Origin of the sequence: Paenibacillus fonticola DSM 21315, from assembly GCF_000381905.1 — a bacterium.
Lineage (GTDB): Bacteria > Bacillota > Bacilli > Paenibacillales > Paenibacillaceae > Fontibacillus > Fontibacillus fonticola.
Genome location: NZ_KB907265.1, coordinates 67,655 through 92,309 on the forward strand (window position 1 = coordinate 67,655; position 24,655 = coordinate 92,309).

At 48.2% G+C, this 24,655-nt stretch carries 26 protein-coding genes; 5 read left to right on the top strand and 21 right to left on the bottom strand.

Annotation, left to right across the window (positions count from 1 at the left end):
* Window positions 1-11: 11 nt before the first annotated feature.
* The 3 genes from G358_RS0119895 (at window position 12) to tlp (ending at window position 2,701) form a co-directional block, all read left to right on the top strand.
* Window positions 12-1,829 (top strand): DNRLRE domain-containing protein, encoded by a 1,818-nt coding sequence (locus G358_RS0119895; RefSeq protein WP_019639011.1) that lies wholly within the window; start codon window positions 12-14, stop codon window positions 1,827-1,829.
* 64 nt (window positions 1,830-1,893) lie between these two features.
* Entirely contained in the window at window positions 1,894-2,358 is a 465-nt protein-coding gene (locus G358_RS0119900) for a phage holin family protein (protein WP_019639012.1), read from the top strand.
* A gap of 121 nt (window positions 2,359-2,479) precedes the next feature.
* Window positions 2,480-2,701 (top strand): small acid-soluble spore protein Tlp, encoded by a 222-nt coding sequence (gene tlp / locus G358_RS0119905; protein WP_019639013.1) that lies wholly within the window; start codon window positions 2,480-2,482, stop codon window positions 2,699-2,701.
* A gap of 233 nt (window positions 2,702-2,934) precedes the next feature.
* Here the strand turns inward: tlp and G358_RS30525 are convergent, their stop codons facing one another.
* The 17 genes from G358_RS30525 to G358_RS0119995 all read right to left on the bottom strand — a co-directional run bounded on the left by G358_RS30525 (window position 2,935) and on the right by G358_RS0119995 (window position 18,806).
* Window positions 2,935-4,341 (bottom strand): ABC transporter substrate-binding protein, encoded by a 1,407-nt coding sequence (locus G358_RS30525; protein WP_019639014.1) that lies wholly within the window; start codon window positions 4,339-4,341, stop codon window positions 2,935-2,937.
* Between the two features lie 146 nt (window positions 4,342-4,487).
* Complete coding sequence (locus G358_RS0119915; RefSeq protein ID WP_019639015.1) at window positions 4,488-4,925, bottom strand: peptidylprolyl isomerase; 438 nt, start codon at window positions 4,923-4,925, stop codon at window positions 4,488-4,490.
* 117 nt (window positions 4,926-5,042) lie between these two features.
* Window positions 5,043-6,374 carry a diaminopimelate decarboxylase gene (gene lysA / locus G358_RS0119920; protein WP_019639016.1) on the bottom strand — a complete coding sequence of 444 codons (1,332 nt, stop codon included), beginning with the start codon at window positions 6,372-6,374 and terminating at the stop codon, window positions 5,043-5,045.
* Window positions 6,375-6,483: 109 nt separating this feature from the next.
* Window positions 6,484-8,157: a spore germination protein gene (locus G358_RS0119925; RefSeq protein ID WP_019639017.1), complete on the bottom strand. Its 1,674-nt coding sequence runs from the start codon at window positions 8,155-8,157 to the stop codon at window positions 6,484-6,486.
* A gap of 104 nt (window positions 8,158-8,261) precedes the next feature.
* Window positions 8,262-8,687 carry a stage V sporulation protein AB gene (locus G358_RS0119930; protein ID WP_019639018.1) on the bottom strand — a complete coding sequence of 142 codons (426 nt, stop codon included), beginning with the start codon at window positions 8,685-8,687 and terminating at the stop codon, window positions 8,262-8,264.
* Window positions 8,684-9,325 (bottom strand): stage V sporulation protein AA, encoded by a 642-nt coding sequence (locus tag G358_RS0119935; RefSeq protein ID WP_019639019.1) that lies wholly within the window; start codon window positions 9,323-9,325, stop codon window positions 8,684-8,686. The genes G358_RS0119930 and G358_RS0119935 overlap by 4 nt, the downstream gene beginning before the upstream one ends.
* A 233-nt stretch (window positions 9,326-9,558) precedes the next feature.
* Window positions 9,559-10,314 carry an RNA polymerase sporulation sigma factor SigF gene (gene sigF / locus G358_RS0119940; protein ID WP_019639020.1) on the bottom strand — a complete coding sequence of 252 codons (756 nt, stop codon included), beginning with the start codon at window positions 10,312-10,314 and terminating at the stop codon, window positions 9,559-9,561.
* An 11-nt stretch (window positions 10,315-10,325) separates the two neighbouring features.
* On the bottom strand, window positions 10,326-10,778 hold the full coding sequence (gene spoIIAB / locus G358_RS0119945; protein WP_019639021.1) for an anti-sigma F factor: 453 nt from the start codon (window positions 10,776-10,778) through the stop codon (window positions 10,326-10,328).
* Window positions 10,775-11,128, bottom strand: coding sequence for an anti-sigma F factor antagonist (gene spoIIAA / locus G358_RS0119950; RefSeq protein ID WP_019639022.1), 354 nt, complete (start codon window positions 11,126-11,128; stop codon window positions 10,775-10,777). Before spoIIAA ends, spoIIAB begins: the two co-directional genes overlap by 4 nt.
* An 89-nt stretch (window positions 11,129-11,217) precedes the next feature.
* Window positions 11,218-12,408 (bottom strand): D-alanyl-D-alanine carboxypeptidase family protein, encoded by a 1,191-nt coding sequence (locus G358_RS0119955; RefSeq protein ID WP_019639023.1) that lies wholly within the window; start codon window positions 12,406-12,408, stop codon window positions 11,218-11,220.
* A 165-nt stretch (window positions 12,409-12,573) separates the two neighbouring features.
* Entirely contained in the window at window positions 12,574-13,401 is an 828-nt protein-coding gene (locus tag G358_RS0119960) for a purine-nucleoside phosphorylase (protein WP_019639024.1), read from the bottom strand.
* A gap of 5 nt (window positions 13,402-13,406) precedes the next feature.
* Window positions 13,407-14,369 (bottom strand): site-specific tyrosine recombinase, encoded by a 963-nt coding sequence (locus G358_RS30530; protein WP_019639025.1) that lies wholly within the window; start codon window positions 14,367-14,369, stop codon window positions 13,407-13,409.
* A 23-nt stretch (window positions 14,370-14,392) separates the two neighbouring features.
* A complete protein-coding gene (locus G358_RS0119970; RefSeq protein ID WP_019639026.1) occupies window positions 14,393-14,629 on the bottom strand; it encodes a DUF4227 family protein in 237 nt (78 codons plus the stop codon).
* Window positions 14,630-14,874: 245 nt separating this feature from the next.
* Window positions 14,875-15,351, bottom strand: a complete 477-nt coding sequence (fur, locus tag G358_RS0119975) for a ferric iron uptake transcriptional regulator (protein WP_019639027.1) — start codon at window positions 15,349-15,351, stop codon at window positions 14,875-14,877.
* Window positions 15,352-16,110: 759 nt separating this feature from the next.
* Window positions 16,111-16,731, bottom strand: a complete 621-nt coding sequence (gene spoIIM / locus G358_RS0119985) for a stage II sporulation protein M (RefSeq protein ID WP_026342379.1) — start codon at window positions 16,729-16,731, stop codon at window positions 16,111-16,113.
* A gap of 303 nt (window positions 16,732-17,034) precedes the next feature.
* Window positions 17,035-18,234 (bottom strand): endonuclease Q family protein, encoded by a 1,200-nt coding sequence (locus tag G358_RS0119990; RefSeq protein ID WP_019639030.1) that lies wholly within the window; start codon window positions 18,232-18,234, stop codon window positions 17,035-17,037.
* Window positions 18,234-18,806, bottom strand: coding sequence for an NUDIX domain-containing protein (locus G358_RS0119995; RefSeq protein WP_019639031.1), 573 nt, complete (start codon window positions 18,804-18,806; stop codon window positions 18,234-18,236). The genes G358_RS0119990 and G358_RS0119995 overlap by 1 nt, the downstream gene beginning before the upstream one ends.
* Window positions 18,807-19,077: 271 nt before the next feature.
* Here G358_RS0119995 and G358_RS31840 point away from each other — a divergent pair, with 271 nt between their 5' ends.
* Window positions 19,078-20,049 (top strand): hypothetical protein, encoded by a 972-nt coding sequence (locus tag G358_RS31840; RefSeq protein ID WP_019639033.1) that lies wholly within the window; start codon window positions 19,078-19,080, stop codon window positions 20,047-20,049.
* A gap of 150 nt (window positions 20,050-20,199) precedes the next feature.
* Here the strand turns inward: G358_RS31840 and G358_RS0120010 are convergent, their stop codons facing one another.
* On the bottom strand, window positions 20,200-21,339 hold the full coding sequence (locus G358_RS0120010) for a M20/M25/M40 family metallo-hydrolase (RefSeq protein WP_019639034.1): 1,140 nt from the start codon (window positions 21,337-21,339) through the stop codon (window positions 20,200-20,202).
* 71 nt (window positions 21,340-21,410) lie between these two features.
* On the opposite strand from G358_RS0120010, the gene prli42 reads away from it, so the two are divergent.
* Complete coding sequence (prli42, locus tag G358_RS32520) at window positions 21,411-21,512, top strand: stressosome-associated protein Prli42 (protein WP_019639035.1); 102 nt, start codon at window positions 21,411-21,413, stop codon at window positions 21,510-21,512.
* Here the strand turns inward: prli42 and lipB are convergent.
* From lipB to G358_RS0120030, 3 genes are read right to left on the bottom strand one after another with little or no spacing between them, the layout of a single operon-like run.
* Window positions 21,509-22,219 carry a lipoyl(octanoyl) transferase LipB gene (lipB, locus tag G358_RS0120020; RefSeq protein WP_019639036.1) on the bottom strand — a complete coding sequence of 237 codons (711 nt, stop codon included), beginning with the start codon at window positions 22,217-22,219 and terminating at the stop codon, window positions 21,509-21,511. The two genes, prli42 and lipB, sit on opposite strands and share 4 nt — an antisense overlap.
* Before the next feature lie 43 nt (window positions 22,220-22,262).
* Entirely contained in the window at window positions 22,263-23,648 is a 1,386-nt protein-coding gene (locus tag G358_RS0120025; protein ID WP_019639037.1) for a dihydrolipoamide acetyltransferase family protein, read from the bottom strand.
* An 18-nt stretch (window positions 23,649-23,666) separates the two neighbouring features.
* Complete coding sequence (locus tag G358_RS0120030) at window positions 23,667-24,653, bottom strand: alpha-ketoacid dehydrogenase subunit beta (RefSeq protein WP_019639038.1); 987 nt, start codon at window positions 24,651-24,653, stop codon at window positions 23,667-23,669.
* Window positions 24,654-24,655: the final 2 nt, after the last annotated feature.

A 24,655-nucleotide genomic window follows, 5' to 3' on the forward strand; every position in this document is an offset into this window, starting at 1 on the left:
GATGTGAAACTTTGGATGAAGTATTTGACATAAGCAGTGAAATCACAGTAAAGAGCAGGCTGTCTAACCGAATGGGAGGCAGCTTTATTCTTTATAGATCAGTTGATGAAGAGCTAGAGTCAACAATTCTGATTAAAAAGTCAACGGGCAACGATCTAAATTCAATATTGTCAGTGAGAACACTGCGAGAGCTTGAATTAAATGCAACACTGGACATTAAATATCGTGGCAATGATGAGATTGAATCAGAAATCGAAGCCATGGCAGCAGAGTTTCTTGACTCTGTAATAGAAATACGGCCACATAATCAAATGTATGGAAAGTTTGAACTGCTTGAAGCTCCTAGAGTGACAGTTAACCTGCCTCCAATTGCAGATGCAACGACAAGAAGCCGCTCTGATTTACAAACCATCAACTATGGCGATGCAAAAAGTATGTTGACTGGCAGAAGCAGCGAAGAGCTATTTAACTCTTTTATACAGTTCGCAAACTTTGAAGCATCTATTCCTGATTTGAAGTATTTAGAGTCAGCAAAATTAAGACTCTATTACATTAATTTCCCCATCAATAGTAATTTGGAATTGCATCAGCCCGATACAGTATGGAGAGAAATGGGGATTACTCATGCAAACCAGCCATACTCTGTTGAGCTGTTAAAAAATCAATATGTGATCAACACGAAGGAAAGATATATTGAGTTTGACGTTCTTGATGTCGCGTTAAAATGGCAAGAAAAATCCTTAGACAATTTTGGATTTATCATTAAAACTTCTGATGATAGAACTCTAAGCTTTTCCACGAGAGAGTCCGATAAGCCTCCCTTGTTAATTATTGAATATATTACCTCTCAAGTGTATTCGATTGGACGCAGTGAGTTAGAGTCTGGAATTTTTATTTATGGTAAGGGCCATAAAGAAATAACGGGAATGATCACCGTCAAAAGCGATGTGGGCATAGAATGGTTCGATTCTTTGCTTTATGTACACAGAAGAGAAGATCCATTGTATGAGTATCGAGAAGCAAATATTGCAGTAAATAGAAGAGAAGTCGATTCATCACTAACTGTAGTTATTAGAGATCATGATGAAGTGGATTCTTTGATAACGGTTAGATATAATTCAACAACTGAGCTCATATCTATGATGGCTGTAAGTAAGCCTGATTTAGCTGGAATCATTGCTGTCGATCCTAACATCTCTTTACCCAGTGAGATGACCGTCTCAATAAAAGAAATTTCAACTCTTGATAGTGTTATAACTGTAAATCAGAGGGATTTAGGAGCAGTCTTAGAGGTATCTGATTATAAAAGAAACCTCAATGAGCTTGGTGCTGAAATTACTGTCATCACAGAAAAAGAATCGCTCCTAGAATCTGTAATTACAGTATCAAAACCTGATATAAGCGCCAATATTCTAGTCAGAGTTCAGGATTGCGATACGCTGGATGGCATACTGGAAGTGCCACAATATGAAAATCTAAGTAGTTCCATCACAGTGTCACATCCAGACCTGAATTCAACTATCTCTGTTAAGCATGCAAGTCAAATTGATGGCTTCATAGAGGTAAAAGAAAGAGAATATCTTGATTCTGTAATTGACATAAAAAATATTAGTGAACTTGTATCAATAATAACTGTAAATCAGTTTGATGACACCGAATCCGAGATCATCGTTAGTCAACCTGACTTAGCTGGCTTCTTGAGTCCTCGCGTTGAGGGGATTGAAGATCTGTCAGTGTTAGCCCTGATCAGGAAAAGAGACGCTAGTGACCTTAACAGTATCATTACCATAAGAGGTAAAGGCAATAGAAACTATGTGTTTATTCTGTAACATCATCCAAAAGGAATGTCCTTCACAGGGCATTCCTTTCATTTTTTTAACAAGGAGGGGAACTATGGCACTATATATTAAATTACTCGAGATCAAACATTTGATCTTCACCTATCTTAAACCACTTACTACAAAAGAAATTGGATTCTACGGCATTTTTGGCCTTATCGGGAGCATGATTGCTCAAACATATGGAGGTTGGAGTCCAGCAATGACATTACTTATTATACTTATGGGTTCTGACTACATTACAGGCATTCTCGCCAGCCTGAAAGAAGGCCGCGGAATCGCAAGCGCTGCATCTTTTTGGGGCCTTATTAAAAAAGGGCTGATGCTCCTTGCCGTATTGATCGCGCACCATGTTGATCTTGTGATGAATACGAATGCCGTCATGATCGGAAGTATTTATTTCTGGTATGCCAATGAAATTATTTCTCTGGCCGAAAATTACGGGAGACTGGAACTCCCCTTTCCAGAGTTCATTAAAGAGAAAATTGCCATGCTGAAGGGCAAAGAAAAAAATAATTAAACAGCTCTTCTAAACGGCTCAATTAAGGAATCAACGATAATATAAATCGAATTGCCGTGCTTGTATAAAAGCATGAGTCGAGGGGAAAATTACAACCACATGCTTACAAGGAGGTAATATTATGGCTAAGCCGGACGATCGCTCCGATAATGTGGAGAAATTACAGGATGCAATCCAGGATACTATTGAGAACTTCCGCGAAGGTCAGGACTATTTAAGTGAACATGCCGATGAAATTAGCGGCGAAGAAAAGGCGAGCATTGAGGAGAAAAATAAGCGCCGTCTTGAAAGTATTAAGGGCTTCCGAGAAGAGGTTAAGGACGAAGCAGCCGACTCAGAATAGTGATTGGCCTACGGCAGTGATAACTTACGGCGCATATCGCCCTAGAGTGAACTGACCTGAGAGGACTGACCTGGAGAGAACGTAGACATGGTGCTAACGTTCTCTCCTCTTTATTTAGAATCTTTTTTATTTAGAATCTTTTTTATTTAGAATCTTTACTTAGAAGCTTTAAGCTTTACCCAGCCTAGAAGCTTTACTTGACATCTTTTTTCTGTTAGTTCCGTTATTTTTCGTTAATTCCCACCGCTTCCCTTCATCGCTTGATCCCGGATCGCCTGATCCAGAATCACTTGACCTTCCTCTTGAATAAGCCTCATCGCCTCTGCCAGCGATTTCTTCTCTTCCTTCACGAGCATCAACTCCCTGTTTAGCAATTCGGAAAACGGGCCATTAAAGCCAGCAGGAATTTTGCTGTCATCTAGGGTCGATCTCAAAACGGGTTTCAGCGAATAGAACATTTCCATACTCTGCCCATTGAAATCCGTGCTGTATCCGGTCCGGGCCAGGAGCGAACTGCTTACTCTTCGCGACTTGATCTTAGCCAATTCATCCCCTGCTGCAAACTTGATAAACTCCCAGGAAGCGTCAACATTTGCGGAGGCGGCATTAATTGCGAAAATTTCATTCATCATAATTCCCGTCGTTTTGTCTCGTTCCAATGAACTTACTGGTCCGGGCACGATTCCGACTTCAAACTTTTTAAAATTTTTCAGCAGCTTGTCTGCCTCTTCCATCTCGTAGAAAAAAAATACACTTCCCGTCGTCATGGCAGCCCGGCCGTTCAAAAACAGCTTTCTAGCGAAATAATTGCTCATATCTGGAGATAATTCGTTTTCACCTGCAGCCGGCAGCGCTCCCGACTTCAAGGCATCCACAGCCAGTTCAAAAACTTCCTTCCATGAATCCGTTTCAACCGTCACGGTCATCGTATCTGTATTTACCCAACTCAGGCCCTCTGTCCGCGAAACAGCATGTAAATAATTACTTATTCCGCTGCTGTGCGAATACTGTTCATCATAACCGAATATTCGCGCCGACTCGTCCCCATCTATAGGAAAACGTGCAGCCAGCGCAAAAATCTCATCCCAGGTAAGCGGGCCTGTCGGTTCTTCCACCCCATACTTCTTAAAAATTTCCCTGTTAAAAAGGATGCCATCGCTATAAAAGTCAGGGGAAAACCCATACAGCTTGTCATTCCCCAAAAATTTCAAAATATCAATTACTCCCGGGTAAATCCCTGCAATATCATAATGATCCCGCTGTATCAAAGGCTCCAAATCCAGGATCAGCCCTTCCTCGGCAAAATACTCATATTGCTCAGTATTAAGCACGATAACATCCGGCTGCTCCCGATCGACATACTCCTTCATCGACTGGATCGGATCTTTGCCTTCATCATAAAGCCCTAAGTCTGACACAACCTTAATATCAATATCAGGATGTCTCATCGAGAACAAGTCCCCGTAAGCACTAAAAAAAGTACGATCGTCTGCATACATAATTTTAAATGCAGAATCCCCCTTCAAAGTATCTCCTTCCTGACGAGACGAGCAGCCCGCGATCAGCACACAGCTCGCGACCAGGAAACATCCAAAGAACAATAATACCGTTTTGCGCAAACAATGGATTTGATATTTCATTTCCCTACAGCCTCCATATAATAATCATCGTTTGGCAATTAATCGTTTGATGATGGGAAAAAGTTACAATCCACAACCCGGTGCATATAAAAAATGACACCGATCATTTGATCGATGCCATTTCTCTGAAAATTCATTTGCTTAAATTAAGCTTCGTCCCAAACGGTAACTTCCTTCATTTTGTCGCCAGGGCGGACTTGATCCACCAGCTCCATACCGGAAGTCACTTTCCCGAACACCGTGTGTACGCCATTTAAATGCGGCTGTGGCTCGTACACGATAAAGAACTGGCTCCCGCCTGTATCTTTGCCCGCATGCGCCATAGACAGCACACCACGCTCGTGCTTGGTCGTATTCGTTGCCGTCTCGCATTTGATCGTGTAGCCGGGTCCGCCCGTGCCGTTTCCAGTTGGACAGCCGCCTTGCGCTACGAAACCAGGGATAACACGGTGGAACGTCAGTCCGTTATAGTAACCGGAGTTGGCCAGCTTCTCGAAGTTCGCAACCGTGCCCGGCGCTTCTTCCGGCAAAAACTGAATTTCCACCTCTCCGCCATTTTCCAGTACGATCTTGCCTTTCTTCATATCGGATCACTTCCTTCTTTTTTCTCAGTAAGACAAACCTCTTACAGTTTACTATGAAATCGGGCGATGAGCAAAAAGTTCCGCCGCCTATTTTTTTGGCGGCGGAACTTTTATGCCTTATTTAAACGACGGCTGCTTGGAAATACGCTCGGGAATGACATCGCAGGAAATGATGTCCTCCAGCGTCTCGCGCTTAACGACAACGTCGCTAACCCCGTCCTTGACGAAGACGACCGCCGGACGGCGAATGCGGTTGTAATTGCTGGCCATGGCGTAATTATACGCCCCCGTACAGGCTACGGCGAGCAAATCTCCCTGATTCGCCTTGGGCAGCTCCAAATCCCAGATGAGCATATCCCCGCTCTCGCAGCACTTGCCGGCAATCGATACCGTCTCTTCGTTATCATCGTTGCCCCGGTTCGCCAGCATCGCCTCGTACTTGGAATCGTACAGCGCCGGGCGCGGATTATCGGTCATTCCGCCGTCAACAGCGACGTATTTGCGTACGCCGGGAATATCCTTCGTTGAGCCAATCGTATACAGCGTCGTGCCCGCATCGCCGATGATGCTGCGGCCTGGCTCCACCCAAATTTCCGGAATTTGCGCATAAGTCTTTGCGAAATACTTCTTCACCGCATCCGTAATCGCCTTAACGTAATGGGACACGTGCAGCGGTTGGTCCTCCTCAGTGTAGCGGATGCCAAATCCACCGCCGAGGTTAACCACCTTAAACACAACACCTAGCGTCTCCTTAACGCCTGCCGCAAATTGTGCCACGCGCTCTACGGCTAGCTCAAAGCCCTCGACCTCAAATATTTGCGAGCCGATATGGGAATGGACGCCCAGCAAGCGGAGATTCGAGCTGCTGGAAGCAAGCTCAACCGCCTCCTTCGCCGAGCCGTTCCCGAGATCGAAGCCGAACTTCGAATCGGTCTGCCCCGTCGAAATAAACTCATGCGTATGAGCTTCCACGCCAGGAGTAACCCGCAGCAGTACGTTCACCGCGACGCCCTTCTCCGCAGCAACTGCTTGCAGCAAATGCAGCTCCGTGAAATTGTCCACGACGAAGCAGCCAATGCCTGCATTAATTGCCATTTCCAGCTCATCCAGCGTCTTGTTGTTGCCATGGAAATGAATGCGCTCGGCTGGGAAGCCGGCCTGCAGGGCCGTGTACAACTCCCCTTCGGAGACGACGTCCAATGACAGCCCCTCCTCTTCCACGACTCTGCACATCGCCATCACGCAAAAAGCCTTGCTCGCATAGGCCACCTGAAACGGCAAGCCCGCTTGCTTAAATGCATCCATATATTCGCGGCATCTTTGCCGGACAAGTGCTTCATCCACAATATAGAGCGGCGTACCATACTGCTGCTTCAAATCGACCGTATCGCAGCCGCCGATTTCAAGATGCCCTTTGGCATTAATTTTACTAGTACCATGTAAATACATTTAGCACTCTCCACTTTCGATTTTTACACCAGTATAGCAAACATTAGGTGAACTGAAAAATGGATTTTTACGATGATCATTTGTATTTTTTGTCGGACAACCTGTTCTCCTACTCCTGCCGCGGCATACGGGAGCGGTCCCTTGTCTTGTTGATGGACGGCCGTTGCTTGGAGGTCATTACCGGAAAACGGAATAAAATAGCGGCCATCGCCTTTGCATTAAACGGGATAAACGGCCACAGGTAGGAGGAATTATAGGAGCGCCGGAGCGTCAGCCATATAATAAACGCCGTCATGCCCACAACCAGCCCCGGTCCCCCGAACACCGCGACAGCGACCAGCAGGCCCAGCCGGATCGCCCTATTCGCAAGCCCGAGCTCATAGCTCGGCGTGGCAAACATCCCGATCGCCGCGACGGCCATATACAGCACCACCTCATTGACAAACAGGCCCGTTTTAACAGCGATATCTCCGATTAGTATTGCGGCAATCAAGCCCATGGCCGAAGCCAGCGGGGTTGGCGTATGGACGGCGGCCATCCGCAACAGATCGACCCCGAATTCAATCAGAAGAAATTGGGCGATCAACGGAATTTTAGCCTGGGTCTGCGGACCAATAAACGACAAGGCAGCCGGCTTCAGCTCAGGATGAATCACCATGAGGAGCCATAGCGGAAGCAGGAACAGCGATGCGAATATGCCGGCAAAGCGCACCCAGCGTAAATAAGAGCCCATAAACGCCGTCTGCCTGTTCTCTTCCGCATGCTGGCATAGGTCAAAAAAGGTCGTCGGGAAAATAATGACGCTGGGCGACGTATCGCTAAACAATGCCACCCGCCCCTCCAGTATATGCGAAGCAACGACATCCGGCCGCTCCGAATACCGGACCAGCGGATACGGATTCCAGCCCTTGCGCACGATCGCTTCCTCCAATTGCTTGTCTGCAAGCGGAATGCCGTCGATATCAATCGAAGTGATCTTATCACGCACGGACTCAACCTGTGTTTTATCTACGATGTCGTCGATATACGCGATACAGACATCGGTTTGCGTTCTGCGCCCTACCTTATGCAGTTCAAAGGTGAGTCCAGGATCGCGAAGGCGCCGGCGCACGAGGGAAATATTCGTGAGCAGCGTTTCCGTAAAACCGTCCCTCGCCCCCCTTACTACACGCTCGAGCGAGGGCTCCTCCGGATTCCGCACGGGATAAGTCCGGGTATCCATCACTAGAGCTTCACGCTCGCCTTCAATAAATAAAGCGCTCATTCCGCTAAGCACCATCGTGATAACATCGCTCAGCTTATCGATTTTTTTGACCTGGATATGCGGGATATAGAGATCAAAAAAAGCATGCAGCGCACCCGAAGATAAATTATCGGGTGTCAAATACGTCAGCCGCTTCAATATTTCCTGTAAAATGTCCTCTTTTGCAAAGCCGCTAATGAAGAACAGCCCGGTCCGCGTCTCTCCGAACGTCATTTCACGGAAATCAACGTCAAAACTCTTGCCGAGGCTGGCAACCTCCTCAAGCGTTTTCTTTGTCGTAGCCAGCTCCTCGCTAATATCGTCGCTTTGCTGCCAATAGACCACCGATTCCTCGATCGAATCGGAACGCTCCTCCTCCGCCTTTCTGCCTCGCAGCTCATCCTGCCTATTTTCCTGCGTCTTATGCCCGCTTCCCTGTCCCTCATCGACGCCGTCCGTCTCTTCAACGGAATACTCTTCTGGATAAGGAATAAAATCCGGCTGCTCCTGCGAATGTTCGTTGTGCTCCCGGTCCGTCATATGCTTTACCTCCTTACCTTAAGCTAGCATCAAACCGCCTATGATCTAAGGTTCTCTTCAATCTAACTAAAGTATCCTTACAATCCAGCCAAGCGGCCTTCAATCTAGGGTGTGTATATAAAAAATTCAAACATGGAGCCAGCAACTTTTCCGAATACCATCGCCAGAAGCAATCCCAATAAATAATGCTGCATTTGCAGTCTCTTGGCGAGAATCGGCAAAACATTCAGCACCTCGGTCAAGGCAGCGGCCAGCAGACCGATGAACACGCCATTCAGCAAGCCTACAAATCCGCTGACCAGCCAAGGGCCGTGAATATGCCATTTATAAAAATCGGCGACAGTTCCGACAAACGCTCCGCTGACCATCGCACCTTCATACCAATGCACCTTGTCATAGGAGCTGGTCACCTGCGCCAATCTCGGGATGACGTCAAGTACGATGAAGAGGGCAATGATTCCTCCTCCAACGGCGATGCCGCCCGCTAACCCGAGAAAAATGAGCACTGCCGCCAACCAGAGTGAAATCAACGCTTCTCCTCCTCCCGTCCCCCCGCTTTGTGCATTTTTTTATATTCCTCGGAAATGACGAATTGGTTCAGGTTTTCCTGGTAAAGATACATTTCTACCTCAAGCGGAGTCGGCTCTTCATTCCACTTTTTCTTAAACAAATGGTTGAAGAACACGACCATTCCGAAACCAATGCCGATGGAATATGCCCCTTGGAACAAGTAAGGATGTTCATCCCGCTCTCCAGTAATCATTTCGACGATCCGCACCTGCACCGCCTGCATGCTTACATCCGCATGGAAATTCATGATCGTCAGGGCCGAACCGAAAAACAGGAGCAGCCAGACGATAATAAAAAGGAGCAGCAGCGGCTTCTTTCCTGTGCTGACCATTTCCACCAGCACCTGCGGCTCGCCGATGTACTCCACATGTATATCCGGGATGCGCTCCTGGATGCGCTCTATAATAAGCAGCATGTCGATCAGCACGAGATTGCCGTCCTGTTCCCTTGGCTGCTTCAGAATCATATCCAGAAGCGCTGACTCCAGCCTGGAATCGGTCAGCACGCGCGCCACGTCGCGCAGCCGTATGGCCTGGCCAGGCGGGAGCTTGACATGCTTGCGCAGCTGCAAGAAGATCGTAGCAGCGCCCTGTTTCATCCTAACACCTCTTTCCAGGACGAATTGTCCATAGTATGCCAAGGGGAGCGCCGCTTTACTCGCGATTCATCAATTCGGCCAGCTCCAGCTTCCTTGAATGCGTATGCATATTTCAGGCGAGAAAACGTTAGCCAATATATTTTCTAAAATTTTCAAAAAGAAAAACAGCTTTCGGATTTAACCGAAAGCCGTTTCAGCAACTGTGCTTGTTCTTGTACAATATTTTACTCATGTCATTGCGCAATTTGGTCACGGATGTTCTGCAGTATTTTTTTCTCCAGCCTCGATACCTGTACTTGAGATATTCCGAGCCGGGCCGCCACCTCGGATTGGGTCTGATCGCGATAATACCGCAAATAGACGATCAACCGTTCCCGCTCGGATAAACCATCAATCGCTTCATGCAGCGCCAGCTTGTCGAACCAGCGCTCCTGGGATTCGTCGGCGATTTGATCCATTAAAGTGATCGGATCACCGTCGTTCTCGAACACCGTCTCATGAATCGAGGTCGGCGGCTTGTTGGCCTCTTGGGCAAAGACGACATCCTCCGGTGTTAAACCGAGCTCATCGGCCACTTCCTTGACCGTAGGCAGACGATTTAGCACCTTGGACAGCTCATCCTTCTTCTTGCGAACTTTATTCGCCATCTCTTTCAGCGAGCGGCTGACCTTAAGCGTCCCGTCATCACGCAGAAACCGCTGAATTTCCCCGATAATCATCGGTACGGCATACGTGGAAAATTTGACGTCATAACTGAGATCGAATTTATCCACTGACTTCAGCAAGCCGATACAGCCGATCTGGAACAGGTCCTCGGGCTCATAACCCCGATTCATAAACCGCTGCACTACCGACCAGACGAGCCGTATGTTGCAGTTCACAAGCCGATCGCGGGCAGCGAAATCCCCGGATTGACTTAAAGCAATCAACCGCTTCACTTCTGCATCGTCCAAAAACTCCCTTGAGGTTTGCTTCACTTCAGCGTCCATAGATCCAACCCCTAATTATATAAAGCTTTCTTGGATACAATCCTTTTCTTCATCCGGATGGAAGTGCCGCCGTCCACTTCGCTCACCACATCGAACTCGTCCATAAAATTCTCCATGATCGTAAAGCCCATCCCCGAACGTTCAAGTTCCGGCTTGGACGTGTATAAAGGCTGCTTTGCCAGCTCTACGTCTTCTATTCCTTTGCCTTCATCTTCAATGACCAGCGTAACCGTATCACCTTCAATTTGCGCTGAAATGGTTACCACCCGATCGGGGTCGCTGTCATAACCGTGAATGATACAGTTCGTTACGGCTTCGGAAACGACGGTCTTCAGATCGGTAATTTCATCCATCGTCGGATCTAGCTGTGAGACAAAAGCAGCAACCGCAACCCTGGCGAACGATTCATTCTCCGATCTTGCGGCGAACTGCAGCGACATAAAATTGCTGGCGGCTTGATTCATAATGCGACCTCCAATTCAGAGAGCGCGGCGCTCTCATTCTCGAAAATGCTCATAATTTTAAAGAGCCCCGACATTTCGAACAGCCGATAAACCGAGCGATTTACATCGCACAACACCATTTTTCCCCCTTTGTGCTTGATCAGCTTGTACCTTCCCAAAATGACGCCCAGACCTGAGCTGTCCATAAATTGCAAAGACTTCAAGCTAAGCACAAGATGACGGCAATCCCCCCGGGCAATTTCCTCATCCATTCTCATCCTTACGTCATCTGCCGTATGATGATCCAATTCCCCGCTTAAACGCACAATCAGCGTCTCGCGATGCCGTACCATTTCTACATGCAAATTCACGTCTGTTCACTCTCCTCCCTGACATGAACACAACTATTCAACAACTTCACAACAAATTCCTTCTCATTGACAAAACTAGAAGAAAAACCCTAAGAATCTACAAAAAACAGGTGCGATGCCGAGCGCTTAAACAACGTCCACCAGCCTGCTTTAGCAATTTCATTCGGCGATTTCAATTGGAATTCCCTAATCACCTTCTCATCCTGATAGACGATCAGCTTGCCGATGCTTTGTCCCTTTTTCACCGGTGCAGCCAGCTTCTCTGGCACGTCCAGCTTATGAGTAATACTGTCTGGCGCCGCACCTTTTTTGACCAATACATTTAATTGCCGGGCCGCAGCCAGCTCCAGTGTAGAGGACTGCCCTTTCTGGACTTTTACCTTCCCGATCACTTCGCCCGCTTTATAAATCGGCAGCAGCGTATATTGAGAAAAAGCATAATCGAACATCGCTGTCACTTCACTGTTTCGCGTCTTCGTGTTAGGTTCGCCAAGGACGACCGCAATGACCCGCAGCCCATCTCTTTGCGCGGTAGCTGCGAGACAAAATTTCGCTTCTGAAGTATACCCGGTTTTCAGACCGTCAGCTCCGTTATAAAATCTCACCAATTTGTTCGTATTGACAAGCCAGAACGGCTTCTGCGTATTTTGCCGCAAATAGTCCTGGTAGGCCCCGGTATATTTGGTGATTATCGGGTACTTCAGCAGTTCCCGGCTCATCACAGCAATATCATAAGCAGAGCTGTAATGATTTTCTACGGGCAATCCATTGCAGTTTTTAAAGTGTGTGTCTTTCATGCCAAGCTCTGCAGCCCGCTCATTCATCATCCTGATGAAAGCTTTCTCGGAACCGGCAACTTTCTCGGCGAGAGCTACGGAAGCGTCATTTCCGGAAGCCATTGCTACTCCTTTTAGCAGCTCATCTACCGTCATTTCTTCTCCAGGCTCCAGAAAAATCTGCGATCCGCCCATGGATGAAGCATGTTCACTCGTCGATACTTTGTCCGTCAGCTTCAAAGTGCCCTTATCGATCGCTTCCATCGTCAGCAGCATCGTCATGATTTTGGTAATGCTGGCCGGCGGAAGCTTCTCATGGCTTTTCTTCTCATAAATCACTGTCCCTGTATCTGCATCCATAAGAATGGCGGAATTGGCATTCGCCGCAAGCAGAACATCCTCGTCTTCCTCCTGAGATACAGCATGCGCTGCAGGTACAGCTATTGGCCAAACCGAGATCGTTAGCAACATAACGATGCTCCATATTAACAGCCGCTTGCTCAAAATTAGTCCCCCTTTAACAAGTTCTACTAGTTATTGGATTCTGCTAACCTAGTATCGGCGAAACAAAGCCAATATATTCCTGTCCACGCAAAAAAAACGGCGTACCAAGGATCTGGGCAGATCACTTGGCAGCGCCGCTTAACAATTATTTCAATGGGCATTCTCTTACAGCTTGGGGATGATGCCCAAAACGAGATTTAGGAACTTCTCGCGAACCCGATCCGTCGTCTCGATGACCTCCTCATGGGATAATGGCTGGTCTAATATTCCCGCCGCCATGTTGCTGATACAGGAAATACCCAGCACTTCAATTCCCGCATGCCGGGCCACAATAACTTCCGATACCGTAGACATGCCCACGGCATCCGCGCCCAAGGTTCGGAACATGCGAATTTCAGCCGGCGTTTCGTAGGAAGGGCCCAGCAATCCGACATAAATCCCTTCCTGCAGCGGGATTCCCTTCTCCTCAGCTGCTTGCTTTGCCACTTCACGAAGCTTTCGGCTGTATGCTTCGGACATATCTGGGAAGCGAGCGCCGAGCTCGTTATCATTCGGTCCTGTAAGCGGATTTCGGCCCGTCATATTGATGTGATCCGCAATCAGCATTAAATCACCAGGATTGTAGGATGTGTTGATACCGCCGGCCGCATTCGTGACAAGCAGCTTTTCTACGCCCAGCGCCTTCATGACCCGCACAGGGAACGCCGTTAATTCCGGGCCATAGCCTTCATACATATGAAAGCGTCCCTTCATGAGCACTACAGAGGTACCATGAACCGAGCCGATGAGCAGTTCTCCGGCATGCCCTTCTACTGTCGATAGGGGAAAATAAGGAATTTCCTGATAAGCGATACTTACGGCGTTCTCAATATGATCAGCCAGTACGCCAAGACCTGAACCGAGAATCAAGCCTACCTTCGGCGATACACTCGTTTTCGATGAAATAAAGTCTGCTGCCTCTTGAATCATTCCTTGTGTCAATGTGGTCGTCATCGTAATTACTCTCCCTTTTGTTGTATTGTGGTTTCCTTATGCATGATTTGGACCTGGGCCCGAGGATGAAAGGACTCATACACGGATTTCAAATTGGATCTCTTGCTGCTTAAATACATTTGTACAGTAACCATATCGGCATGTCCTAACATTTCCTGTACCGATTTCACGTCTGCCCCGCCTTCAAGCAAATGTACGGCAAAAGAATGGCGAAGCGTATGCGGAGTAATCGCAAAGTCAAACCCGGCTTTCTCACCGTACTTTTTCACGATTTTCCAAAAACCCTGGCGGGAAATAGCCTCACCGCGAATATTGACAAACAATGCACCTTTTGCATCTGGCGTTTCAGGAGCGCCGGGACCGTCATCCCCGCTGCTCCCTAAAACGGGACGGCTGTCGGCTATATACTTCTGAATCCATTCGGCGGTAACGGCCCCGATCGGAATAATCCGTTCCTTGCCGCTGGAACATCTCACATACCGCAGAGAGGTATCCACATCCTCCACATGAATCGCGATTAGCTCCGATACCCGAATTCCCGTTGCATAGAGAAGCTCGAGCATCGCTTTATCGCGCAGGCCAGCCGCACTCGAAACATCCGGCAGGTTCAGCAGCAGGTCCATTTCATCAATCGTCAATGTTTGCGGCATAGCTTTGTCGACTTTTGGAGCTTCAACCGAAAGGCTAAGATCTTGCTCTGTCAGGCGTTCCCGCTGTAAATATTGAAAAAAAGCCCGCAGGGACACGGACGCTCTGGCAATAGTAGCCGCTGCTTTTCCCGCCTTGTCCAGCGCCGAAAAATAAAGTTTCACGCTGGCTCCCGTCATCTCGCCCGGCTCCATAAGGCCACGCTCCTGCATATAAAGGGTAAACTGTTCCAGATCTCTCCTGTAGCATTCCAAAGTACCAGCGCTTAACCTTTTATGATCCGCTAAATAGCTTAGAAATGAGGCAACATAATGTTCCAAGGTGCCGCGCCTCCAATCTGCATTTATTCGCCATACCAGTAAAACAGCTTCAAACGGTCGGCCATATATTCCAGCCCCATACTGTTGCTTCGCTCGATATGAAACGCTTTTACTGCAGCCCCATCGGGAATACGGTATTTATCCGCAGGAAACAAAAACACACCGAACAGCCCGATCATTTTGTACAACAAATAAGTTAGCGCACAAAAAACGACGATAAGCCTTAAAGTGCGCAGATATTTACGAAGCGAAATAACCATAAGCCTCTCCCTCTCTTTTTACCCGAACTCACTGCCTTCCAACACACCTCAGCCGGCCAGGCATCTTATTGTTAGTATATAAAGCAAGTAGAGGGAATATGTAGCTTGTTTCAAAGTTATATGTGGCTTGTTTCAAGTAAAAATGTTCCGCAGCTAGCAGCTATGTTTTGAATTGGCCAGTTAAAAAATTGACTCAAAAAAAGCCCCTCACAGCACAGCGGCCGTGTGGAGCTTTACATGCGGACTTAAGATTTCTTATTATCGGCGTCGGAGGCGTCACCATTCTTATCCTTGCAGCGGTGACAAATCCCGTGGAAATCAAGACGATGATCGAGCACAGTGAAATCGAACTCTTCTTCCAGTCTTTCTTCCAGAGGCCCAAGCCAATCCTCGCGAATTTCATCCATCGCTCCACATTGTACGCAAATAAGATGATGATGGTGATGCTTGCTCGTATCGGTTCTTAAATCATAGCGGGCCACGCCATCGCCGAAATTGATTTTTTCCACAACATGCAGTTCGCTCAGCAACTCCAATGTACGGTAGACGGTAGCAAGACCGATTTCAGGAGCAATGTCTTTAACGAGCATGAAAACATCTTCCGCACTAAGATGATCGTCTTCATTCTCGAGCAGTATCCGTACCGTAGCTTCCCGTTGGGGCGTCAATTTATAACCCTGGGATTGTAGCTGCTGCTTGATTTTGTCGATCTTTGCTTCCATGTTCTCCCTCCCCCAGGAATCGCCGCTCATTGTTCTAATATCTACAATCACTTCTTTCATTATAGGGGGAGTTAATGAACAAAGTCAAACATTTTGCTAGAGTCCAACAGAGCCAGGCTCACTTCAAGCATAGGCGTACCCCATCCCATCCTAAGTATTTCTCCACACATCTTCACGAAGCCTTTCTTGACCATTTTTAAGTAGATACAGATGTAATTATGGCTTCCTCCTCCGTATGGCTTTCCGGGCCTTTTCCTTTTTCGTGATTTTTCCGTGATTTTTTATTCCTAATCTATAGCTGCACCTACACTCAGTAATCAATAAAAGAGCCTGCGGAAAGCGCAGACTCATGTTATAATTTGGCTTGTACAACTGAACTTGGGTGGGATAGTATCGCCTCCAGACGGAGGTGATGCTTATGCAATTTTCGTTTTCAGAAGTGCTAATGCTTGGAATGTTTGTCCTCGCATTGCTCACGTACCTGAATAAACGAAAATAACCCACCCAGGTTAGCGCCACGGGAACGGGTTATTTTCAGCTTGTTCTGGGGGTTTCCCACCCAAGTGTTGTGCAGGGAGTCGGTGGCGACCGGCTCCTTTTTGTATTATTATCTTAGCATATTGCGGTTTATACCACAATGCGTTAAGGAGTAATCTCTCCTAAATACAAACACGTCTATCTGTGGATTAGTAAGCAATTGTGCTTCAAGCTGTTTGATTTCTGCTTCTGCCATGTCACCTATAGTTACAAGACTCTCCGCTACATTATAGGCGTAACCCATCCCATCATGACTGGGGTAACCCAGGTTTCAAATGAAGACGCAGCAAGGAGAATTGCACATAAAGCAGCCGTCAGGCCTGCATAAGTTAAAAATGGCCGAGAAGCCCCTCCGCTGCGGCTCATCAGCACCCTGCTCCTTATAATATTTAGCGAGAAGCCAATGGCGGCAACGCTGCTAATTAACAATACCGGAATAACGAGCAGATTATGAGGAGCGACGGATACGAGGGCAAACAACAGCCCTTTCCAGGAAAACTGCCCTACGAGACAACCAACGGTGAAGCCAATTAGAACGCCTTTAAAAAAATCTAATATTAAAATGCCCGGAAGGCCGATAACGGACAATCCCAATATCCATATCAGCCCAAGCCACTTCAAATGCAGCATCGCGGACTCCCAAAATGTCACGGGATGAAAATTGGCTCCTCCCTCATTTACTGATACGAAAAAGTTGCCCAAATAGCGGGACAGGTCCTGCTGCTGTTCAAGCGTCAAAGCATTGACCATTAAAGCTCCGAACACGACCCCCATTAGGAAGAGCACTGCTACGAAAACGTACAGGGGCGTCTGATCTTTCAATGCGTAACGAAAAGGCTGGATCATGCGGGAGTACTCCTTTCACCGTTCCATAGTCTACCTCTTAACAGTAAAATATGAACAAGCTTGCTCTCTTATGCCCGCCATTTAGTTTCATTTCCCTTGTCATTATGTTTCGTTATTGTTCATTCCACTGGCTCCAGTCTGTGGAGCTTTGAACTAGGCTTTTATTAGATTTGTTCAGGATTTGATTAAAATTTGTTAATACTTTGGCTAGACTTGGGGTTTGGAGTGGGTTTGATTAGGCTTTGCTAAGTTTGACCGGGCTTCGGTTAGCCATTATTTTAGACTTTGCGTGCCTATAGTTTAGTCTTTAGCGACCTTTCCGTACGTTCCGCCGCCTCCGGACTTTAGGGCAAGCCGTCCCTCGCGGGCGGCACCAATTTGTGCAGCTAATTCACTCCCTATTACCCGGGCTAAATCGTCTTCCGACACCCGGTGCAATATGTTCATCTCAGTGCCAAAGGCCTGCAGCAATGCAGCAAACTTCGCTGGCCCAAGGCCCGGAATAAACTCCAGCGGCACCTGATAACGGTAAGGCGGACGATAGGCAGGCACAGCCGGATCCTCCCGGTCCGCAATCGATCTGATACGATCCAGTACGCCGCGAACAAGCTTGGCCGAGCCGCAATAAGGACAGCGCTCAACCGCGATATCCGCCTCATCGATAATATAGCTGCATCCCGCGCAAAAAGTCCGATGATACTTGCCAAGGCGCGGATTCAACCCGTAATTAGCGACGATTCCTCTGCCTTCCTCCCGCTTCAGCGCTTTTTCAAACTCGCGGTAATTCGGCGCGGCAATCGACAGCTCATTATATTCTCTGCCGATCTTCCCTAAGGAATGGGCGTCCGAATTCGTCAAAATCGTGTAGCGATCCAGCTCACTAATCAATCCAGCCATCTCACTGTCAGCGCTAAGGCCAAGCTCCACGGCACTAATGAGCTCCAGATCAAGCACGTCTGCCATGCGCGGGGAACAGCTGCCATAAATACTGCGGTGCGGGGTAAATATATGAGCCGGAATCAGCATTCCACCACGGCTGTAAACTTCCTGCTGCAGGTTGCGTGCGGACGAATATACACGCTGCGAGCTTAAATTTACATTTTTCATATGCTTTTCCAGCCAAGCCGTAAATGACTTCATCGCCGCAAAATCAGGAAAAAAAACGAGCAAATGCGCTGGTCCCAGTCCTGGCTCCCGAATTTCAAGCTCGCAGCCAAGCAGAATCGTCGTCCCTCCGTAGGCGATACCGCCTTGCTGCAGTTCTTTCATTTCTCCCGATTGCAAATATTCCGCGATATCCCGCTGTACCCCCGGAGAATGGCAATCTATGATGCCCACCAGTGAAATTCCTTTGCGCTCCTCCGCTTCCTTGGCGATGTTGCCAAACGTTAAATTGCGGCTGCCGCTAATTTTGACGGGATTCCCGGCGTTCGTTCGCCCAATGTGTACATGAAGATCGGCATAGCAGGTCGTTAGCTTGCTGTTATCGCTGCCGCTCATCATCGTAATCCCTGATTGCTATTATGGATAGACAGCTTTTGCTGCCATATATATGCTGCTAAAATCGTCTTTGCATCTGAAATTCGCCCTGAAGAAATATACTGCTGTGCTTCCTCGAAAGTCGCTTCAATAACTTCTAAAAATTCATCTTCATCCGGCGAGGCTTCGCCTTGCATCAGTTCCTCCGCCCAGTATAAATGAATGATTTCATCAGCAAATCCAGGTGAAGTGTAAAAAGAATGAAGCAGAGACAGCTTTCCGCATTTGTATCCTGTCTCCTCCTCCAACTCACGTCTTGCCGCTTCCATAGCATCTTCGTCCGGCTCCAGCTTCCCCGCCGGTATTTCCAGCTCGCAGCGCCCCATCGCCTGGCGATATTGATCCACGAGCAATAAACGTCCGTTATGAATGGCGAGCACCGCTACGGCGCCGGGATGCTTAACGATTTCCCGTTTTCCGCTAGTTCTATCAGGCAATTGCACCGTATCGACCTGAAGAGATATTACTTTTCCCGTAAAAATATGCTCAGTTGATACAGTTGTTTCCTTCAACCGATCATTGGATGGCAGCATGGAATTTCCTCCTTAAATCTCCCTTTATTGTTCTTCAAATTAATAATCATAACTTGTCCTGCTTGAACATATGGTGTTATTATATCAAACCCGAACAAGGAAGGTGCACCTCTATGAAGAGCTATTTCACCCCTCAATCTCTTCACGTTCAAGGAAAAGCCTGGGAGGTCCGGATACTTCTGTCGCAGTGGAAAAAGCAATCCGGGCCAAATGTAAAAGTAAAGGATCTTATCGCCTCAAGAAGATCAAGCCGCTATGAAGGTGATCGATCGTGAAAACCAAGCTTTGCGAATATGCACTTGAATTCAAATCAGATTCCGGTGCAGAGCAAACGCTGCTGGATTTCGGATTACAGCTGTATCGTTCGCATAAGCCGGACAGTGAAATCGCAGCAGCACTTTGGACTGCTATTGAACAGCACAAGCTTCCCGCGGGCAAGGAACTGCTTATCCGCATTTTATTTAAGCTAGGGGCATACGAGACAGCTGCATCGTTTTTCGTTCCCGAACTGCTGCATAGCCAGGAAATGTGCGTACTTCACGCCAAAATCCTCCTTCGTACCGGGAAGGCGGAAGAGGCTGGCCCGTTTATCGATACTTGCTTAAACAACGCAGAGCAGACAGAGAACGGCCACACTGCGACTCTAAAACAGCTGGCCCAGCTTTGTCAGCTGCAGAAACAGGGCGTTTCCTCAATAGAACACATGCACATTTCCCACTTAAGCCGGATTCTAGGTCTGGCTATTTCGCTAGGCATGCATGAAGCTGCACAGCAATTAACTGCACAGGGCGATGAATTTGTGCAATGCCTCCTGGTATCGGCGTTATATCGCGAAGGCTTTACCCGTCAAGCCAAAGCCCAACTGTCCCGCCTTCCCGACCCGCTCACGCTCGGTTCACAGCAGCTTTTCCAACAGGCCGCTTATATATCGGCCGAAATGCTGTACGATGAACGGCGTTATACCAAGGCGTCGCCTATTTTTGAGGCTTTGATCAAGCAGGCCCCCGAGCTGTCCTCTGCCCGTTTCGGGGCGGTATCCTGTCATTTGCAGGAAACGATGGACAACCTGTTAAGACGGATCGAGCTTTATCATCCGCTCCAAGAGGAGAGAGAGAAAATTTTCAAATATCTAAACAAAATTCAGCAAACGCTGAACATCATTGAGGGAACCCACTGGCATACGCGCTGGAGCCCTGCGCAGTTGAGAAACATGGAGGCCTCGCTGCCTGACCTGATCAACTAAACAACAAAAAAAGATGCCCGCTGCAGTCAACTGACGTTAAGCCGGCACTTAACTGATATTAGTCAGATACTAGTCAAATACTAGTCAAATATCTGTCAGATATCAGTCAAATATAATCAAACAATCAGATATATATACGCTCAGTACGGCTTAGCGCTTCTGATTGCCATTTACTGTTTCAGATATAATTTCAAGCGCATACTCGGCTACCTTCACAATGTCCTCGCTCTTAATGCGTTCTTGCGTCGTATGAATCTCTTCATAACCGACAGCGAGGTTGACGGTAGGAATGCCTAGCCCGTTAATAATATTCGCGTCGCTCCCTCCGCCGGAAGTAAACAGCCGGCCGGATAAACCAAGCTTCTCCGCAGCAGTTTGCGCCAATCGAACGACAGCATCCTGCTCGGTCAAATAAAATCCAGGGTAAATAATGTGGCTGCGGAATTCTCCTTGGGCGCCAAACTCCTGACAGGCGCTATTCACCGCCTTCTCCATTAAGGCCAACTGGCGCTCCACCTTTTCAGGCGAAAGACTGCGCGCCTCAGCGTACAGCTTGACATGGTCGGTGACGACATTGGTCGGTCCTCCGCCTTCAAACTTGCCGATGTTCGCCGTCGTCTCTTCGTCTATCCGGCCCAGCTTCATACGGGAGATTGCTTTCCCTGCCACTTGTATCGCGCTGATGCCATCCTCCGGATTGACTCCAGCATGGGCGGACTTCCCAAATATTTCAATTTCGATCCGTGCTTGCGTTGGTGCTCCTACGCAAATTGAGCCGACTTCCCCGTTTGAATCGATAGCAAAGCCGAAGCTGGCGTCCAAATACCGGCGCTCCAGCGCACGAGCCCCCATTAGCCCGGATTCTTCCCCGGCCGTAATTACAAATTGAATCCGCCCGTGTGGCAGCTGCTGTTCTTGCAGCACCTGGATCACTTCAAGCAGTGCGGCCAATCCCGCCTTATCATCCGCACCGAGTATCGTTGTTCCGTCGCTGCGAATCCATCCGTCCTCACCGATAACAGGCTTAATCCCGTTACCCGGCGCCACCGTATCCATATGGCATGTAAACAGGAAGGAAGGGGCATCAATGCCCGGTACTGCCGGCAGTGTCGCAATGAGGTTGCCTGCTCCGTGCCCTGTTCTTTTCTGAGAATCGTCTTCTACTACTTCAAGGCCAAGTTCCGCAAGCTTTGCCTTCAGAAAGTCGGCAACTTGCCGTTCGTGCTTCGTCTCGCTATCGATTTGCACCAGCTCTATAAATTGTCCGATGATTCTGTCTTTGTTGATCACTGGACTTTCCTCGCTTTCTATTTTGCGCTAATATTAATGAGAGTATATTTCTTAAAGGAGATTTTTAACCTATGATGCAGAAAAAGTGGTTCAAAGTCATCGTATATTTAATGTTATTCGCCATGATCGGTTCCGTAGTGCTCGCTCTCATTGAGCCATTGCTGTTCCGTTAAGCTCTCGGGCTTCCCTGCCAAGGGCCATTGATGCTCGAAATGCCAAAAACCTCTGTAAAATAAGGGACGATTTCACCCGCGACCTGCTCCACGGAAAAGGTACGCCCGGTTATATCCTCCAGGGAGGTTACCCCATATTCTTGAATGCCGCAGGGGATAATGCCTTGAAATCCGTCTTGCTGTATGCCGGATTTAATGTTAAACGCAAAGCCATGGCTCGTAATAAAGCCTTTTCTCCGGCGGCATTTATTGAATTTCACGCCGATTGCGGCTATTTTTTCATCCCCAACCCATACGCCGGTATAATCCGGCTTTCGCGAACCCGTCACATTATATTCAGCCAAATAGTTAATGATGACCTGCTCAATTCCCCTTAAATATCCGCGCAGATCGATCCCTTCATTGCCGTCCAGCCACAGCAGAGGATAACCGACCAACTGACCGGGTCCATGGTATGTAATATCTCCCCCGCGATCAATTTCAAACAAGGAAATGCCCCGTTCCTGCAGCTGCTCCGGGCTTAACAGCAAATGCTCCGGATGGCGGGATGAGCCGATCGTATAAGTTGGCGGATGCTGAAGAAGCAGCAGGTGACCCTGCTGCCCTTCGTCGATCGCCTTCACGATCTCTTTTTGCCTGTCCCAAGCCTCTCCGTATTCCATCATCGGGAAATAGGTGACTTCCAAAGATTTCGTCATACGGTTCATCGCCTTTCAGAAGACTTCCTTTATTTACTAGTTAGCTGTATTATTAATACACTTGCGTATCCAAGGAATAGCTCTCCATATTGTCTTTCACGCGCTGCATAAATCTGCCGCAGATGACGCCATCCAATATCCGATGGTCTAGCGACAAGCACAAATTCGCCATCGATCGTACGGCGATCATATCATTGATCACGACCGGTCTCTTCACGATAGACTCAAAAGTCAAAATGGCGGCCTGCGGGTAATTGATAATCGGCTGGGTGAGTATTGAGCCGAAAGATCCGGTATTATTTACTGTAAAAGTACCGCCTTGCATATCATCCAGCTTCAGTTTTCCAGCTCTTACCTTCGTGGCCAGATCTTCAATTTCCCGGGCGAGGCCGGCGATATTTTTCTGATCAGCCTTCTTGATCACCGGTGTCATAACTGAGTCCTCTGTGCCTACAGCAAGGGAAATATTAATATCCCGCTTCACGATAATTTTATCGACCGCCCAAACCGAATTCATGATCGGGTAATCCTTGATCGCACCAACAACCGCTTTTAGGAGAAAAGCCAGATAAGTCAGGTTAACGCCTTCTCTTTGCCTGAACTCATCCTTCAGTTTGTTGCGCAGCTGTACGAGGTTGGTCACATCTACTTCGATCATCATCCAGCCATGAGGAATTTCCGATACGCTTTGCCTCATGCGCGTAGCGATCGTATTACGGATCGGTGTTACATCTATAAAATATTCAGAGCGGTCTCCGCCTTCGACTTCTATCGTCGGAATCTTCGGTGTCTCCGACAAATGCAAACCAGAGTTGCGCACCGGCTCGGAGATGGCGTTCAACTCGTTAGACACCGCTTGAAACGGCGCATTAGCAGGTGCGGGCACCGCAGGCCGGGTTTGCGGCGCAGCAGATCCTTTATTATTTTCCAAATAATTGAGCACATCTTTACGAGTAATGCGGCCGCCCAGTCCGCTGCCGATTATTGCCCTTAAATCGAGCCCGTGTTGCTGCGCCAGCGTCTGTACGGCAGGAGAATAACGACTGCGCTGCGCTTGGTCACCGGATGCTGTGGTGGCGATGGAGGCAGCGGAAACTGAAGCAGACCGGCCCCCGGATTCCGCGGTTTGACCAGAAGCTGCGGACTGGCCCGAGTCTGCGCCCGATGCGGATGACGCGTTGCCGCTTGCCGTTTCAATCCGGCAAATCACCGCGCCCACCTCGATTTCCTGGCCTTCCTCCGCTAACAGTTCACCCATTACTCCGTCCAGAGTAGAAGGGATTTCGGCATTTACCTTATCCGTAATCACTTCGCATATCGGCTCGTATTGCTCTACAGCATCTCCCGGTTTCTTCAGCCATTTGCCGATTGTTGCAGAAACGAGCGATTCCGCCAGCTGCGGCATGACTACATCTTGCAATGTTTTATTGGATGGCATATTGTCCCTCACTCCCATTTAATACAGAGCCAATTGAAGCATTGCTTCCTTGACCTTATCTTTATTGAGCATAAAGAACTTCTCCATCGGCGGGCTAATCGGCATCGCGGGAACATCCGGACCGCACAGCCGCTCAATCGGGGCATCCAGCTCAAACAGGCACTCTTCCGCGATAATTGCCGACACCTCGGCCCCAACGCCGCCAGTTTTGTTATCTTCATGCACGATTAATACTTTTCCTGTCTTACGTGCCGCTTCAATGATCGCTTCACGATCGAGCGGCTGAAGCGTCCGCAAATCCAAAATGTGAGAGCTGATTCCTTGCTCCGACTCCAGCTCCTCCGCAGCCTGCATAACAAAATGCAGCGGCAGGCTGTAGCCGATAACCGTAATATCCGTACCTTCACGCAGCACTTTGGCTTTGCCAATCGGTACGATATAATCGTCTTCCGGTACATTTTCCTTGATCAGCTTATAGCATTTCTTGTTCTCAAAAAACAAGACGGGATCCGGATCGCGTACAGCCGCTTTAAGCAGCCCTTTGGCATCGTATGCCGAATAAGGAGCGACAATTTTCAAGCCCGGCGTCCCAAAAAAAATCGACTCCGCACACTGGGAATGATACAATCCACCAAATATGCCGCCTCCGATCGGAGCGCGGATAACGACCGGACAATTCCAATCGTTGTTTGAACGGTAGCGGATTTTAGCCGCTTCACTAATAATTTGATTTGTTGCCGGAAGCATGAAATCCGAATACTGCATTTCCGCGATCGGCTTCATGCCGTACATCGCGGCCCCGATAGCTACGCCGGCGATCGCCGATTCGGACAAGGGTGTATCCAGCACGCGCTGTTCCCCGAACTGCTCCTGCAAGCCTTTGGTCGTTGTGAACACCCCGCCCTTCACGCCTACGTCTTCTCCAAGTACGAAGACGTTGTCGTCAAGCTCCATCTCTTCTTTCATCGCCAGGCGAATAGCGTCGATATACTCCATTACCGGCATGA